At 63.0% G+C, this 15,125-nt stretch carries 12 protein-coding genes and 1 pseudogene; 8 read left to right on the plus strand and 5 right to left on the minus strand.

What is annotated here, in order from left to right; genetic code table 11:
- The first annotated feature begins 27 nt into the window (after positions 1-27).
- Positions 28-651 carry a DUF488 family protein gene (locus tag DB459_RS13680; protein ID WP_253713381.1) on the plus strand — a complete coding sequence of 208 codons (624 nt, stop codon included), beginning with the start codon at positions 28-30 and terminating at the stop codon, positions 649-651.
- Here the strand turns inward: DB459_RS13680 and DB459_RS13685 are convergent.
- On the minus strand, positions 624-1,310 hold the full coding sequence (locus tag DB459_RS13685; protein ID WP_253713382.1) for an isoprenylcysteine carboxylmethyltransferase family protein: 687 nt from the start codon (positions 1,308-1,310) through the stop codon (positions 624-626). The genes DB459_RS13680 and DB459_RS13685 overlap by 28 nt on opposite strands.
- Before the next feature lie 108 nt (positions 1,311-1,418).
- On the opposite strand from DB459_RS13685, the gene DB459_RS13690 reads away from it, so the two are divergent.
- Positions 1,419-1,625: a hypothetical protein gene (locus tag DB459_RS13690; protein ID WP_253713383.1), complete on the plus strand. Its 207-nt coding sequence runs from the start codon at positions 1,419-1,421 to the stop codon at positions 1,623-1,625.
- Between the two features lie 45 nt (positions 1,626-1,670).
- Here the strand turns inward: DB459_RS13690 and DB459_RS13695 are convergent, their stop codons facing one another.
- The gene (locus tag DB459_RS13695) at positions 1,671-1,991 is read right to left on the minus strand and encodes a hypothetical protein (RefSeq protein ID WP_253713384.1); all 321 of its coding nucleotides are present in this window, start codon (positions 1,989-1,991) and stop codon (positions 1,671-1,673) included.
- Positions 1,992-2,291: 300 nt separating this feature from the next.
- Positions 2,292-3,483 (minus strand): annotated as a pseudogene (locus tag DB459_RS13700) (IS256 family transposase).
- 588 nt (positions 3,484-4,071) lie between these two features.
- Between DB459_RS13700 and DB459_RS13705 the strand changes: the two are divergent.
- The 6 genes from DB459_RS13705 to DB459_RS13730 all read left to right on the plus strand — a co-directional run bounded on the left by DB459_RS13705 (position 4,072) and on the right by DB459_RS13730 (position 11,788).
- Complete coding sequence (locus DB459_RS13705) at positions 4,072-6,174, plus strand: TonB-dependent siderophore receptor (RefSeq protein ID WP_253713385.1); 2,103 nt, start codon at positions 4,072-4,074, stop codon at positions 6,172-6,174.
- A gap of 79 nt (positions 6,175-6,253) precedes the next feature.
- Positions 6,254-7,006 (plus strand): class I SAM-dependent methyltransferase, encoded by a 753-nt coding sequence (locus DB459_RS13710; RefSeq protein ID WP_253713386.1) that lies wholly within the window; start codon positions 6,254-6,256, stop codon positions 7,004-7,006.
- Positions 7,007-7,069: 63 nt separating this feature from the next.
- On the plus strand, positions 7,070-8,605 hold the full coding sequence (locus tag DB459_RS13715; RefSeq protein WP_253713387.1) for an ABC transporter substrate-binding protein: 1,536 nt from the start codon (positions 7,070-7,072) through the stop codon (positions 8,603-8,605).
- Complete coding sequence (locus DB459_RS13720) at positions 8,602-9,540, plus strand: ABC transporter permease (RefSeq protein ID WP_253713388.1); 939 nt, start codon at positions 8,602-8,604, stop codon at positions 9,538-9,540. The genes DB459_RS13715 and DB459_RS13720 overlap by 4 nt, the downstream gene beginning before the upstream one ends.
- Positions 9,537-10,310: an ABC transporter permease gene (locus DB459_RS13725; protein ID WP_253713389.1), complete on the plus strand. Its 774-nt coding sequence runs from the start codon at positions 9,537-9,539 to the stop codon at positions 10,308-10,310. The genes DB459_RS13720 and DB459_RS13725 overlap by 4 nt, the downstream gene beginning before the upstream one ends.
- Positions 10,307-11,788 carry an ABC transporter ATP-binding protein gene (locus tag DB459_RS13730; RefSeq protein WP_253713390.1) on the plus strand — a complete coding sequence of 494 codons (1,482 nt, stop codon included), beginning with the start codon at positions 10,307-10,309 and terminating at the stop codon, positions 11,786-11,788. Before DB459_RS13725 ends, DB459_RS13730 begins: the two co-directional genes overlap by 4 nt.
- Before the next feature lie 362 nt (positions 11,789-12,150).
- Here the strand turns inward: DB459_RS13730 and nirD are convergent, their stop codons facing one another.
- On the minus strand, positions 12,151-12,489 hold the full coding sequence (nirD, locus tag DB459_RS13735; RefSeq protein WP_253713391.1) for a nitrite reductase small subunit NirD: 339 nt from the start codon (positions 12,487-12,489) through the stop codon (positions 12,151-12,153).
- Positions 12,490-12,497: 8 nt separating this feature from the next.
- The gene (gene nirB, locus DB459_RS13740) at positions 12,498-14,975 is read right to left on the minus strand and encodes a nitrite reductase large subunit NirB (protein ID WP_253713392.1); all 2,478 of its coding nucleotides are present in this window, start codon (positions 14,973-14,975) and stop codon (positions 12,498-12,500) included.
- Positions 14,976-15,125: the final 150 nt, after the last annotated feature.

Genomic DNA, 15,125 nt, shown 5'->3' on the forward strand with positions numbered 1-15,125 from the left:
TGGAGGCGGCCCGGACCGGATCTGCGCATGGCCTTGCCATTCTACACCATCGGTCACGCGAGGCGTCCGATCAATGAGTTCGTCGGATTGCTGCAATCGTCGGCCGTGACGCTGGTCGCCGACGTCCGGACCGTGCCGCGCTCGCGCACCAATCCGCAATATGACGCGACGGTGTTGCCGCAGGCGCTTTGTGCCGCCGGCATCGGCTATGAGCATATCCCGGCGCTCGGAGGGCTGCGCGGCCGGTCGCGGGATGTGCCGCCGCAGACCAACGCGTACTGGCAGAACGCGAGCTTCCACAATTATGCCGACTACGCCATGAGCGGAGCCTTCCGCGCCGGCCTTCTGCATCTGAGGGAACTGGGCCGCGAGCGCAGTTGCGCCATCATGTGCGCGGAAACGCTGTGGTGGCGCTGTCACCGGCGGATCATCGCCGACTATCTGCTGGCGGCGGGCGAAACCGTCTTTCACATCCTCGGGCCCCGGCACGTCGATCCGGCGCAAATGAATGCCGCGGCGCGGGTGCAGCCTTCAGGCGCGCTGGCTTATCCGGCCGACGAGCCGTCGCTGCAGGCTCCGGTAAGCGTGACACCCGCTTCACCTCTTGCCTCAGGCCCGGCGCTTCACCATAGGCCGGGGATGAGACGATAGCGCACGCGCGCGGCATAGGCCGTATAGCCCTTAAGTTCAGCGCGCAGGGTCTGCTCCTCCCTGGTCGCGCGCCAGGCGATCGCCACGATGAGCGCGAGCGCGAGAGCGAGACCGAGCCAGGAGCCGAGCAGCAGCGGAATGCCGAGGAATAGAAACACGGCGCTGGCATACATCGGATGCCGGACGACCGCGTAGGGGCCGGTGTCGATTGGCCTCTGGCCTTGCTGGATCTTCACCACTGGCGCGGCATAGGCATTGACGCGGAAGGTCAGCCACGTTCCATAGCCATTGATCGCGATGAAGACGACGCCGACAACCTGCAGCCAGAGCGGCACCGCATGAAAGCCGGTGCGCGCGGCGTCCCACCCCATCAAGGCCAGCCAGCCGCAGAACGCGAGCATGAAGAGGCCGAGCCAGACCCGGTCCCACGGCTTCTGTTCGCGCTGGAGCGGCGACGCCATCCGCTCGCGCAGCAGGGCCGGACTGCTTTTCGACAGCCAGAGGATCATGGCGCCGCCGCTGGCGGCGAAGATCGCAATCATGATCCAGCCTGCAGGATAATCGAGACTGCCGGTCGGAACCATGACCAGGGCTGCCATCAACGCTGTCCAGGCGGCCAGCTGGAGCAGATAGACAACCATCTCTCGGGCTTGGACCATGACGCAACCTCGCCGCGCTCGACCGCAGAAGGCCAATCTGGCGGATCTATATGGCGGCACAGGCCGGATGCGCAAGACCGCACTCTGGCAACCTCATCAGCGTTGTCGTTGCCCCTGCCATTCATCGCCGATAAGACCGAGCTCGACGTCCAGCAGCCGCAGTGCGCGGTGAATGATCTGATCGATGCGTTGGAATTGTCGCGGAACCGCGTCGACGTCTTGGCGCTGCGGGCGGAGAGCCAGTCGCTGGCGACGATGCTGGCATCGCAGGCGGTCCGGTTTCTCAAAACCTGGCTCGGCGGGATCAATGGCTGACGGCGCGGGCGGCAAGCCAGAATCAGACTTGGCTGCGGCAGCAGGCTAATGCGTGCTCGGCCGCTTGGGCCGGCGGCGGCTTGGCTGCAGAACGGCTTTGGCGCATGGGATCGCTGTCGTGTCCCGGCTCTCCGCCAGCCGCACCGCAGCGGGCGGCCTCGCTTCCTTCGGCCGATAGGCCGCGACCGCGTTTTCCAGCAGTCGAATACCCTTATGCTCCCACAGGATCAGGTCGCGGTCATCGATGACGCTGATCAGCTCGGAGAGCGCACGCATTTCGGAGATGTCGCGATCGTTTCGGTCCGTGGCTTTCAGTTCGGCCAGGCGCTGCCGCACGGCCGTCAGAAACGAGGATGCATTGACCATCGTGATGCTAAGTCCCGCCCCACCTGTTGCTGTTGCGGGAATCCCTAGCATTGGTGTGCGCCCCGCACGAGACCGAGAACTGCCAAGGATCGGCCCCGCACAATCAGAATTTGAGCAGCATTATAGTTCCTGTCTTCGCGCTCCGGGCGCAAGGAGCGGCAATGGCCTGCAGGAAAGGCAGCCATCGACGAGAGTCTGGCGGGTGGGGCCATGACGACGAACCAAAAAACTTGGATCGTGTCCCCTGGCGTGGTGTAGCTGAGTGCGGATCACCACGTTCGCCGGCGTGGGCCGGATCGGTCAGCTGGCGATTGCCGGGAAGCTGACGGCAGGATCATCGCCCAACGGGGCGATGGTTTCCAGTGTCATGTAACGGCCGCGCTGGACCGCCCACTCATCGTTCTGCTCGAGCAGGATCGCGCCACCAGGCGTGTGATCGCGTCCTCGTTGGGAAAGATGCCGACCACCTCGGTTCTGCGTTTGATTTCGCCGTTGACGCGCTCGAGCCGGTTGGTCGAGTGCAACTTGGTGCGGTGTGTGGCCGGGAAGCTCATATAGGCGAGTACGTCGGTCTCCGCCTCATCAAGGAACGCCGCAAGCTTTGGCAGCTTGGGCCGCAGTTGATCGGCGACGCGCCGCCATTGCACCCGGGCTGCTTCGGCGTCGTCCTGGGCAAACGCAGTGGCGATGAACGCAGAGACGATGCGCCGGCCGCCCTTGCCAGCGTGCGCAAGGGCGTTGCGCATGAAGTGGACACGGCAGCGCTGCCAGCTGGCATTCAAGACCTTGCCGACCGTGGCCTTGATCCCCTCATGGGCGTCGGAGACCACCAGCTTGACGCCGCGTAATCCGCGCCGCGCCAGCTTGCGCAGGAATGCGGTCCAGAACGTCTCGGCCTCTGACGGGCCGATGTCCATGCCGAGTACCTCGCGCCGGCCGTCGCTATTGACGCCCACCGCGATGATCACCGCGACCGAGACGATACGCCCGTTCTGGCGCACCTTCACGTAGGTGGCGTCGATCCACAGGTAGGGCCAATCGCCTTCGATCGGACGGGTGAGGAAGGCCTTCACCTTGTCGTCGATCTCACCGCACAACCGCGACACCTGGCTCTTGGAGATGCCGCTGTCGCCTGCACCAGATCGTCGACCGAGCGGGTGGATACGCCCTGGACGTAGGCCTTCTGCACCACCGCCGTGAGTGCCTTCTCGGCCATCCGCCGTGGTGCCAGAAAGCCGGGGAAGTAGAAGCCTTTGCGCAGCTTGGGAATGCGCAGCTCGACCGTGCCGGCGCGGGTCTCCTAGTTCCGGTCGCGATGGCCGTTGCGCTGAGCTAGGCGCCCCTGGCTCTTCTCGCCGTAAGCAGCTCCCGTCAGTCCCTCGACCTCCAGCTCCATGAGCCGGTGGGCGGCAAAGCCGATCATCTCGCGCAAAAGATCAGCGTCTGGGATCCTATCCACAAGCGTGCGCAGGTTCATCATGTCGTCGGTCATTGGTGGTTCCTCGAATCAGGTTGGTGTCACAACACGAACCTTACCGACGAATTATCGGTGACCACCCGCAAAGCCGCTCGCTCGCTACGGCGCTATTGGGCGAGCGGCTTCGCTCCAGCCACGCCACCAGATGGGACACAACCCTTGTTGACTCCTTGTGAAACCAGCGCGAGCCGGCGCTCGAACGTCATCAAGAGTGAGACGCCGATCCGCAATCACAAAGCCAGCGTGCGTTGGGGGTTATCGCGACCTTGCTTAACGGTACGATCTCTTGTTAACAATGTCATACTCGCAAATAAGGAGAGGTCGTTGAACGGGATTGTAGGGGGGGGCGTCGGGCGCACCGCATTCTCTGGATTCGGACGCTTGCATTTCACAAATCTGCCGTCGGCTGCGGCTCGGTCTTTGTCGTTACCGCAGCCTCAGCCTGGGCGAATGCAGCGTTCAGCCACAATGGCCTCTGTCTGCTTTGCAGCTGTCTGCACTTGCTGTGCAGACGACGCAGCAGCGCAAACCGTTCTCCCATCTGTGACAGTTGATGCGCCCGTCGTCCGTCAGAGGGCCCAGCCGAAACGCGCAGTTCGACCAGTGCGAGAGGCCCAACGCCGCTCGTCACGCGCGCGACGACCAAACGCGTCACCCGAAGAACCCAATCCAGCCGCCTCGGATGCACGCCCTGCAATCGCGGAGCGTGGTAATGGCCCGGTCGACGGCTACCGCGCCACCCGCACCACCAGCGGCACGAAAACGGATGCTCTGCTCAAGGATATCCCACAGGAAATCGTGGTCGTCCCCAGACAGGTCCTTGAAGATCGAAACGCGACGACCGTCGCTGGAGCGCTCGATGTCGTGGGCGGCGTGACCCGAGGCAACAATTTCGGTGGATTGAACAATTACGAATTCAACATCCGCGGGTTCCCGACCCGTAATGCGGCCAAGAACGGCATCTCCGCCGTCCGCCGTTATGAGCCGGATGACGCCGCCAATGTCGAACGCGTGGAAGTCATGATGGGGCCATCCGGCGCGCTTTATGGACGAAGCGATCCAAGCGGCTTCTACAACGTGATCACCAAGCAGCCGCTTGACCGCAATGTCGTGACAGCGACGGGCACGGTCGGATCCTACGGTGTGCGTCGCGCAACCATTGACGCGAACCAGGTACTGTCTCAGGACAAGGCTTGGCTTGGCCGCGTCAACGTTGCGGTCGATCAGCGCGATAGCTTCCGTGATTTCAATCATAGCGAGCGGGTATTTGTCGCGCCGGTGATCTCGTACACGCCATCCGCGGATTGGCGCGTGACGTTTGAGGCCGAATACCTGAAGGACGATCGGCCGTTCGATCGCGGTTTGGTCGCGATCAACAAGAATGTGGGCTCCCTGCCGATATCCCGCTTCCTCGGCGAGCCTAACGACGGACCTATCCGCAATCAGTATGCTTTGGCGACCGCGCGCGTCGAACACGATATCAACAAGGATTGGCTCGTCAGATTTGCTACCCAGTACAAGGAAGGGAGCCTGTACGGTTGGACGGCCGAGCCCGTTTCGGTCAATGCAGCCGGCACCCTCACTCGCCGCAACACCTTCCGAGACTACAATTGGGCGTCCTCCAATTCTCAATTTGAAACGGTCGGCCATTTTGGCATCGGCGGCCTCAAGAATACGCTTTTGGCGGGAGTTGAGTACGAGCACTACACCGCTCGCGAAGATTATCGGCGGTCCGACAATACGACGAGCCCCTACAGCATCAATGCCTTCAATCCCGTCTATGGTCAGGTGAAGGCCCCCGTCAGCATCTATTCGCTTTTCACCGATCGCGTCGACACCTACGGACTCTACGGATCGCTGCAGACAGAATGGACCCCCCAGATCAAGACGCTCGTTGGATTGCGCTACGACAACTACAATCAGGATGCGCGGCAGTTGATCACCGGCCAGCGCATCACACAGAATCCTGATCCGGTCATTCCAAAGGCCGGGGTGACCTACGAGATCATCCCGAACTTCACCCTTTTTGCCGATGTCGCGAAATCCTTCCGACCAAACTTAGACTCCGACACCGGCTTCACTGGAACATCGACGGGGCAAGCATTCGCGCCGGAAACCGGAATAGGCTACGAGGCCGGTGCCAAGTGGGAGCTGCTCAACAACACGCTTAGTGTGACGGCTGCGGCATTCAAGATCGTCAAGGAAAATGTTCTGACCGCTGACCCTGCCAACCCGGGATTCAATACGACTGCGGGACAGGTCACGAGCACCGGATTCGACGTCAACGTGGTCGGAAACCTCACACGCGAACTACGGGTGATCGGCGGCTATGCCTATACGGACGCCCGAGTCACCAAGGACATCACGATTCCCGCCGGCGCGCGATTCCCGAACGTTCCACTGAACAGTGGATCGATGATGGCCGTATACGAGTGGCGCTCGGGACCGTTCAGCGGACTTGGTCTCGGCGGAGGCGTGTCGGTGGTCGGATCTCGTGCCGGCGACACCACCGGCGGCACATTCACCGTTCCCGGTTACACGAAGTTCGACGCGCTCGCCTACTACAGCATCAACAGCACCACGAAAATATCGCTCAATATCTACAACATCACGAACCGCGTCTATTACGAACAGGTTCGCTCCGCGACCAACATCTATCCCGGTCAGCCCCGCTCGGTGTGGCTGACCCTGAAGAGCACATTCTGACGGCACGGTTGCGGCATCGCGACGTCTCCAGTGTCTTCGAGGAGGAAACGGCATTTCTCATCCCCGATCTAATTTCGCGTTGAAGGAGGAAATCCGCGAGTATTGGAGCCGGAGAGCCGACACCTTCGATCAGTCGCCTTTTCACGGCATGCAAGCACCTGGCGAGAAGACGGCCTGGCTCGAATTGATCGGGCGACATGTCGCCGCCCTAGCCGGGTCCGACGTATTGGAGCTCGCCTTCGGTACCGGGGAGATCACGACGGTTTTGCTGGCGCTAGGCTTTCGCGTCACCGGGTTGGACTTGACAGAAGCGATGCTTCGAAAGGCAAAGGCGAAACACGCCGGTGCTGCCGACCTGTCGCTTTTTCTGGGGGATGCGGAGGATACGCGGGAAGGTGACGAAAGCCACGATGCGATCGTGATGCGGCATCTCGTATGGACACTGATCGACCCCATAACCGCTTTCCGCGATTGGTACCGGGTCGTCCGCCCCGGGGGCCGGATCGTGATCATCGACGGCGATTTCGCGGAAACCTCGTTCGTAAAGCGCTGGCGCAGAAAACTGTCGCAGTGGATGGAAAAGCTGGAGGGCCCCAAGGGGCCGGTAATCGATTGGGCTGCGCATGAAGCAATCATGCGACAGATCTTTTTTAGCCGAGGCCTGAAGCCCGGCGTGCTTCAATCGATGCTGGCCGAGGCCGGCTTTATCGATTTCAAGATCGAAGGACTCGGATCGATCCGGAAAGCGCAACTCCGGGGTGCCAGTTTGTCGGCACGTCTGAAAACCGGGATCTCGGACAGTTTCATTCTGTCTTGCGCAAAGCCGCGATGATGGTCGAGACGCTCGCTTCGTCGATCACGCTTCCGGCGCGGACCGCGCGGTCGCGGTTGCGGGATGACTGCTGACATGCTGTCGCGGCGACACTTTCTCGCAGCGGTTTCCACAGTGTGGGCATCCTCGACGGCGCGCGCGGGTACCCGCTCGCTTCGGGTGGTCGGAGCCACGGGTCTGATCGGCCGCGACGCACTCGCCTCTCACCATCTCATTCGCAGTCTGGAAGTCGGCGAAGGATTGTTCAGGGTCGGTCCTCTCGGCGGTCTCGAACCAGGCCTCGCGATTCAGAGCGAGACCTCGACGGACGGATCGACCTGGCGATTTCGTCTCAGTCCGACCGCACTGTTTCATGACGGAACGAAGGTCTCGGCTGAGATCGTCGCGTCCGCCCTCAGCCGCTTGAGGCAGACCGCCGCCTCCGCCTTGTATCGCACGCCGACAGCATCCATTGCCGCAGAGGACGACACGGTCGTCATCCGCCTCGACAAGCCTTTCGCGATCTTACCGGCGTTTCTGGCTGCCGATACATCGTTGATTCTCGCCCCGTCCTCCTACACGGCCACGGGCTCGTTGGGTGTTCCGATCGGCACCGGAGCCCATCGGGTCGATGCTGTGATTGATAACGACATCCTCGAATTGTCGTCTGCGAAGGACCAGACCGCTTTCGGTTCAATCACTAACCTGCGTTACACGGCTGTCACCGACGCCGAAACCCGCGCCCGCATGGTCGAGGCTGGAGATGCGGAGATCGCTTACGTATTGTCGCCGATCGCGACCGAGCGGCTGGCGCGCAATTCAAGCCTGCGAGTCGTCAAGACCCCCGGCCCGCGCGTGCGTTACGTGATGGTCAACGCCGCAGATGCGCGGTTGGCCGACATCCGCGTTCGCCGCGCTCTGTCTCTGGCACTTGATCGCGCCACCGCCGCGCGGATCGTGCTGCGCAACCCCGATGCCGCGGCAACACGGCTGATGCCCCCGATACTGCCGGAATGGACGCCGTCCGACATCGCGCCGCTGGAATACAACGTGGCCAAAGCCGAGGCACTACTTCAGGAAGCCGGATGGGAGCAGCAAACCGAAGGCCCGCGGCAGCGCGGTGGACTGCGGTTGGCATTCACGCTCAGTACCTATGCGATGCGGCCGGAGTTGGCGCCTTTGGCAACGGTCTTGCAGGCGCAATGGCGCAAGATCGGCGTCGATGTGTCGATCGAGATGGTGACGCCGGAGCGCATACTGCAGAAGTCGCGCAATGGCAGTCTGGAGCTGGCGCTGATGATACGGTCCTATCTTGCCGTGCCGGATCCGGTCGCAACGTTGTCGGAAGATTTTCTGTCGACATCGTCGGCGCGTGGCTGGGGCGCGGTGGGGTGGACATCGCACGACCTCGACGAGGCAATGCTCGGCTACCAGGCCACGTCCGCCGAGACCGTTCGCGCGCGGGCACGTCAGACCATCATGCGCATCCTGCACGACGAACTTCCGATCGTTCCTCACTCCTGGTACGAACATATGCTCGCTCATACAAAGGCGGTGACCGACGTGACCGGTGATCCGTTCGAATCCAGCTTTCGGATCAGCCGGATGCGGTGGGCATGACCGACCTCGTCTCACGGATGGTCGCTCGCCTGTTGCTCAGGATGGTCGGAGTGACCGGCGTTCTCGTGTCGCTCTGCTTCATGATGGTCGAGTATCTGCCCGGCGACATAGCCTTTCAGGTGGCTGCCGCCAGGTACGATGTGGAGAACGTCACACCGGACGTCGAGGCTGCCGTTGAGCGTGAACTGGGTCTCGATCAGCCGGCAGGTTTTCGCTTCGGCCAGTGGCTCTGTGCGCTTGCGAGAGGTGATCTGGGCCGGTCTGTGGTCACCCATCAACCCGTCGCGTCGATGCTGGAGGCACCGCTGCGGCGTTCACTGCTGCTGGTGGCGCTGACACTCCCCCTGTCCGTCGCATTCGGGTTGCCCCTGGGCCTCTGGCTGGGCCGGACGCCGACCGGGCTGACTGTCGCGAAACTGCTAGGGGCATTGGCATCCGGAGCACCGACCTACGTGCTGGGATTGCTCCTCGTCCTGATCGTGTCGATCAAATTGAAGGTGCTGCCATCGGCCGGATTCGGTGGTGCCGCATTTCTCATCCTACCGGCAGCCACTCTCGCCCTGCGAGGGATGGTGCGCATCGCTCTCTTGACTGCGGTCTGCATCGCAGACGCATTGCAACATCCCAGTATCGCCTTCGCCCGCATGAAAGGACTCGGCGAAGCGTCCGTGATGTTGCAACACGCACTTCCACTGACATCAGCGACGATCGTTGCTTTCGTATTTGCAACGCTCGCGGCTCAACTGGAGGGGGCGGCCGTGGTAGAGCAGTTGTTCGCCTATCCTGGCCTCGGGAAGTTGCTGGTCGATGCGGTTCTGGCGCGGGACGTGCCGGTGGTGCAGGCAAGCGCCATCGTGATGGCGATGCTGATCGTCGCCTGCAATACAATGGGCGAGGCGAGCGTCTGGCTCTTCGATCGTCGGACGCAAACATGACTCGTCTGCAGGTCGTCGGCCTTCTGCTGAGTTTTGCGATGCTGGCCCTGGCTGTTACCGGTCCGGTTATAGCGTCGTCGCCGAACGAGCAAGATCTGGGCAGCGCGCTGCAAGCTCCGTCGCTGGATTATCTGCTCGGCACGGACCATCTCGGCCGGAGCGTCGCCGCAAGGCTTACCTACGGATCGCGCACGTCGCTCTTGATCGCCGGACTCTCCATGATGATCGCACTCGCCTTCGGCACTAGCTTGGCCATGGCCGCGGCTTTTGTGCCCCGCCTCCGCGCTCCGATCCGCTGGCTGCTCGACGTCTTCCAGGCTTTTCCATCGTTCATTGGAATCCTCCTGCTCTCTGGCATCTTTTCGCCTACCCCGGCGGCGATGGCACTCAACGTCGCGTTGGTCTCATGGCCTGAGCCGTGCCGCGTGGCCCTCTTCGCCGCCGAAGCGGCGATGCGCAGCACAGCCGTCGAAGCGGCGACTCTCGTGGAGCTGCCACGGACTACGATTGCGACGAAGCTCGTGCTGCGCCGGCTTTTGCATCCGCTCGCCGCTCTCGGCGCAATGCTTTTCGGACAATCGATCCTGTCAGTGGCTGCCCTCGGCTTTCTGGGGCTCGGTCTCAATCCGCCAGCGCCGGAATGGGGCACCATGATCGCGGAGGCGCTCCCCTACATCGCGGATGCTCCGCATCTGCTGATCGCGCCGTCACTGGCCATTGTCGCAAGCGTAAGTGGCCTGCTGCTTCTGGTCGACCGGAGCAAATCATGAGCACATTGAGCGACTTGCTCCTTGTTGATCAGTTGAGCGTGACCGATCGGAAAGGCAGAGCACTGATCGTGAATTTCAACCTGCATCTCGCGGCGGGAGCGATCCACGTCATTCTTGGTGAATCCGGTGCAGGCAAGAGCATTGTTTGCGCGGCCATCGCGGGCACACTCCCGGAGGAACTCAATGCATCCGGCTCGATCGTTCTCGATGGACTCGAATTGACTCGCTTGACCAGGATTCAACGTCGTGCGACCTGGTCCCGAGATCTATTCCTGCTGCCGCAGGAACCCTGGAACGCCCTGGCCCAGACCCGAAGCCTGGAACGGCAGCTTGCCGACATGCCGCGCCTGTTCGACGGAGCCGACCGCAGGCGCGCTGGCCTTATGACGCGAGGGTTTCTGCAGCGCCTCGGTCTGTCGCCGGTGTCCGATGGATCGAAACTGCCCTGTGAAATCTCGGGAGGCATGGCGCAACGCGCCAGCATCGCGACGGCTCTGGCGTCACCGGCTCGACTGATCCTCGTCGACGAACCCACGAAAGGTCTCGACGCCGTCCGCAGACAGGAAATCTCGGACGCCCTGCGTGTGCTGGCGTCGGAGGGCCGGTCGATTCTTGCGGTCACCCATGATCTTTCGTTTGCCCGCATGCTTGGCGGTACGCTGTCGGTGCTGCGGGACGGTGGCGTTGTTGAATCGGGTGCAACGGCTGGTGTCTTGCGGGAGCCGCGGTCAGCGTACATGCGCAATCTGGTCGATGCGGAGCCGTCGCACTGGCCCCGACGTCGCTACGCGCCGTCAAAGACCATTCTGGAGCTGGATCGTGCCACGATAAGCGTCGGCGACGATCGTCGCCCACTGATGACGAACGTGTCGCTATCCGTTCGCGCGGGAGAAATCGTGGGCCTGTGCGGCCCCTCCGGCTGCGGCAAGACCACTCTGGGAAATGTGCTTCTGAAGCTCCATCCGCCGGCAGCCGGGAGCGTGACATGGTTTATGTCCGAGCGGCGGCGATATCAGAAAATCTATCAGAACCCGGGCGCCGCGTTCGCGCCGTGGCGAACCATTGGGGCGACCGTTTGCGATGCTCTCGACGACACGAACGATCCGAAACGTTTGCTCCCTCGCCTATTGCAGAGCGTCGGTCTAGCGATGACCATTCTGGACCGGCGTCCCCATCAGGTCTCAGGCGGAGAGATTCAACGCATCTCGCTCGTCAGAGCCCTGCTGTGTTCCCCGGCCTTCATTTTCGCGGACGAACCCACATCCCAGCTCGATGTGTTAACGCAACGGAAGATCATGGACCTGCTTGCAGATTTCGTGATCGACCGGAATATTGCTGTCCTACTCGTCAGCCACGACGGCGATCTGATCGATCGCATGACTGAGCGGTCGATAGCAATCTCTCCTGCCGACAATTCGTCGCCGATGGGCGTGGCCGCACTCTGGCAAAGCGTGCGGCGAACTACATGCCCGCGCTGATGTTTAAACCCGCTAATCCCACCGTGTCGTGCTCGGTCATTAATCCCGCCTTAGATTTGCGTCGAAATGGGGTCCTCGATAATTTCCGCGATTCTAGGTTTGCGTGACAAAATTCTAGCGCCGCATAGCGAAAGTTGCATTCCCCGGCGTCATCCACTCAATCCCTGGGTTGGCTTATTTGGCAGGAAAATATTCGTTTTATCGCTTTGCAGGATCACTGCTGGCCGAGGCCTGCAGCGTCTTCCCCTGGCAAAGAGCAGAAATTTCGACGCGCAAAACCTGCATGCGCTCATGACCTCTCGCTGGTCGACATGAACATCTTCGGTGCGCCGCTACCTGTCGTCTGAAACGCGGCGAGGCGCTCAGGGCGCGGCCGCGACGCTCATGTCGAGATAGATCCGGCCGTTCTCGAGCTTGACCGGGAAGCTGCGGGCGCAGCCCTTGTCGGCGCCGGTCGCCTCGCCGTCCTCGAGATTGATGATCCAGTTGTGCAGCGGGCAGGCGACCTTGCGGCCGTGGACGATGCCTTCGCCGAGCGGCCCGCCCTTGTGCGGGCAGCGGTTTTCCAGCGCAAAGACCTCGTTGCTGGCGGTACGGAAGACCGCGATCTCACGGCGCGGAGTGCGCACGGTGCGGGCACCGCGTGCCGGAATGGAGTCGAGTGGGCCGAGATCGAACCAGAAATCGCGGGGCTGCTGCATGACGGACCTCATTCGGCGGCGACGGGCATGATCGGGTTGAGGGTGGCGAGCGGCGTGAATTCGTGCAGCTCGCGACCGGCGGCGCGCTCCGCCCAGGGATCGCGCTGCACTGCCCGCTGGGATTTCTGGAAGCGTTCAAACAGGGCGCGGCGGCCGTCGTGATCGTCGATGATCGCGGCGCGGATGTTGTCGAGCCCGGTCTTCTCCACCCACTTGTAGACACGGTCGAGATAGGCGGCCTGCTCGCGGTAGAGCTGCATCACCGCCGCGACGTGTTCGAGCGCGGCCTCTTCGGTGTCGACATGGCCGAGCAGATCGGTGGCGCGGACATGCAGGCCGGCTGCGCCGGCGATGTGGATGTCGTAGCCGGAATCGACGCAGACGATGCCGATGTCCTTCACCGTCGCCTCGGCGCAGTTGCGCGGGCAGCCGGAGACGGCGAGCTTGACCTTCGCCGGCGTCCACGAGCCGCACAGCAGCCGTTCGAGCCTGACGCCGAGGCCGGTGGAATCCTGGGTGCCGAAGCGGCACCATTCGCTGCCGACGCAGGTCTTCACCGTGCGCAGGCCCTTGGCATAGGCCTGGCCGGAGACGAGGCCGGCGGCGTTGAGCTGGGCCCAGACCGCTGGCAGGTCCTCCTTGCGGACGCCGAGCAGGTCGATGCGCTGGCCGCCGGTGACCTTGACCGTCGGGATCTTGAAGCGGTCGGCGACGTCGGCGATGGCGCGCAGCTCGTCCGGCGTGGTCAGGCCGCCCCACATCCGCGGCACCACCGAGAAGGTGCCGTCCTTCTGGATGTTGGCGTGGACGCGCTCGTTGACGAAGCGCGACTGGGCATCGTCGCGATATTCGCCCGGCCAGGCGCAGAGCAGGTAATAGTTCAATGCCGGACGGCAGGACGGGCAGCCGCAGGAGGTCTTCCAGCCGAGCTCCTGCATGACGGCGGGCAGGGATTTGAGCTCCTTGGCGAGGATGAAGGCGCGCACCTCCTCATGGGTGAGGTCGATGCATTTGCACATCGCCTTGCGCCCGGCCGAGGAATAGCGTTCGCCCAGCGTCGCAGCGAGCAGGGCATCGACCTTGCCGGTGCATTGGCCGCAGGAGGCCGATGCCTTGGTGTGAATGCGAATATCCTCGACGCTGGCGAGGCCCTTTGCGGTGATCGCGTCGACGATCGTTCCCTTGCAGACGCCGTTGCAGCCGCAGATCTCGGCCTCCATGGACAAGGCGCCGATCGCGGCGACTGGATCCATGGCGCCGCCGCCACCCTGATAGGCCTGACCGAGGATCAGCACGTCGCGCACGGAGGTGACATCGGCATTGGTCTTGAGCAGGTCGAAATACCAGCTGCCGTCCGCAGTATCGCCGTAAAGCACGGCGCCGACGACCCGATCGTCGCGCAGCACCACGCGCTTGTAGATGCCGCGGGCAGGGTCGCGGAGCACGATCTCATCGGTGTCGTCGGTCTCGGAGAAGTCGCCGGCCGAGAACAGGTCGACGCCGGTCACCTTGAGCTTGGTCGAGGTCGCCGAGCCGGCATAGCCGCCGACGCTTTCGCCGGCGAGGCTGGCCGCGAGCGTCCTTGCCATGTCGAACAGCGGCGCCACCAGGCCGTAGCACTGGCCGCGGTGCTCGACGCATTCGCCGACCGCGTAGATGTCGTCGTCGCTGGTGCGCATGAAATCGTCGACCACGACGCCGCGCCGGACCTCGAGCCCGGCATCCTTGGCGAGCGCCGCATTGGGGCGGATGCCCACCGCCATGACGATGAGGTCGGCGGGCAGGATGCGGCCGTCGTCGAGGCGTACGGCCTCCGCCTTGCCGTCGCCGAGAATGGCGCTGGTGTTGGCGCCGGTGAGCACCTCGATGCCGCGCTTTTCGATCGCCTTCTGCAAGAGATAAGCGGCGTTGGGATCGAGCTGGCGCTCCATCAGCGTCGGCATCAGATGCACGACGGTAGTCTTCAGGCCCTTAATCGCCAATCCCGCCGCCGCCTCGAGACCAAGCAGCCCGCCGCCGATCACCACGGCATGGCCGCCGCGCGTCGCCGCGGCGAGCATCGCGTCGACATCGTCGAGATCGCGGAACGCCACGACGCCGGCCAGTTCCGCGCCGGGCACCGGGATCAGGATCGGGCGCGAGCCGGTGGCGATGATCAGGGTGTCATAAGGCTGGACCGCGCCCGCCCGGGTGCGCACCGTGCGGGCGCTTCGGTCGATGGCGACGACGACTTCGCCCTTGCGCAGGTCGACGTTGTTGGTCGCGTACCAGGCATCGTCATGGGTGATGATGTCGTCGAACTGTTTTTCGCCGGCCAGCACCGGGGACAGCATGATCCGGTTGTAATTGACGCGCGGCTCGGCGCCGAACACCGTCACGTCATGGCGGCCGGGCGCCCGCGCGAACAGTTCCTCCAGCATGCGGCCGGCGGCCATGCCGTTGCCGATGACGACGAGCCTGGGTTTGGGAGATAGTGCCTGGTCCATGGTCGATCCTGTTTCCAACCGCGTCCGATCGGAGACAGGGAAAGACGGATACCAATGGGGGCATCACGACGACTGCGCCAGGCGTCCTGTTGGACAGTGCTTGGCTGGTCCCTGCGCTTCAACCGACTTTGGCAAAAGCAGTCCGGCGGA

This window comes from Bradyrhizobium sp. WD16 (assembly GCF_024181725.1).
GTDB lineage: Bacteria > Pseudomonadota > Alphaproteobacteria > Rhizobiales > Xanthobacteraceae > Bradyrhizobium_A.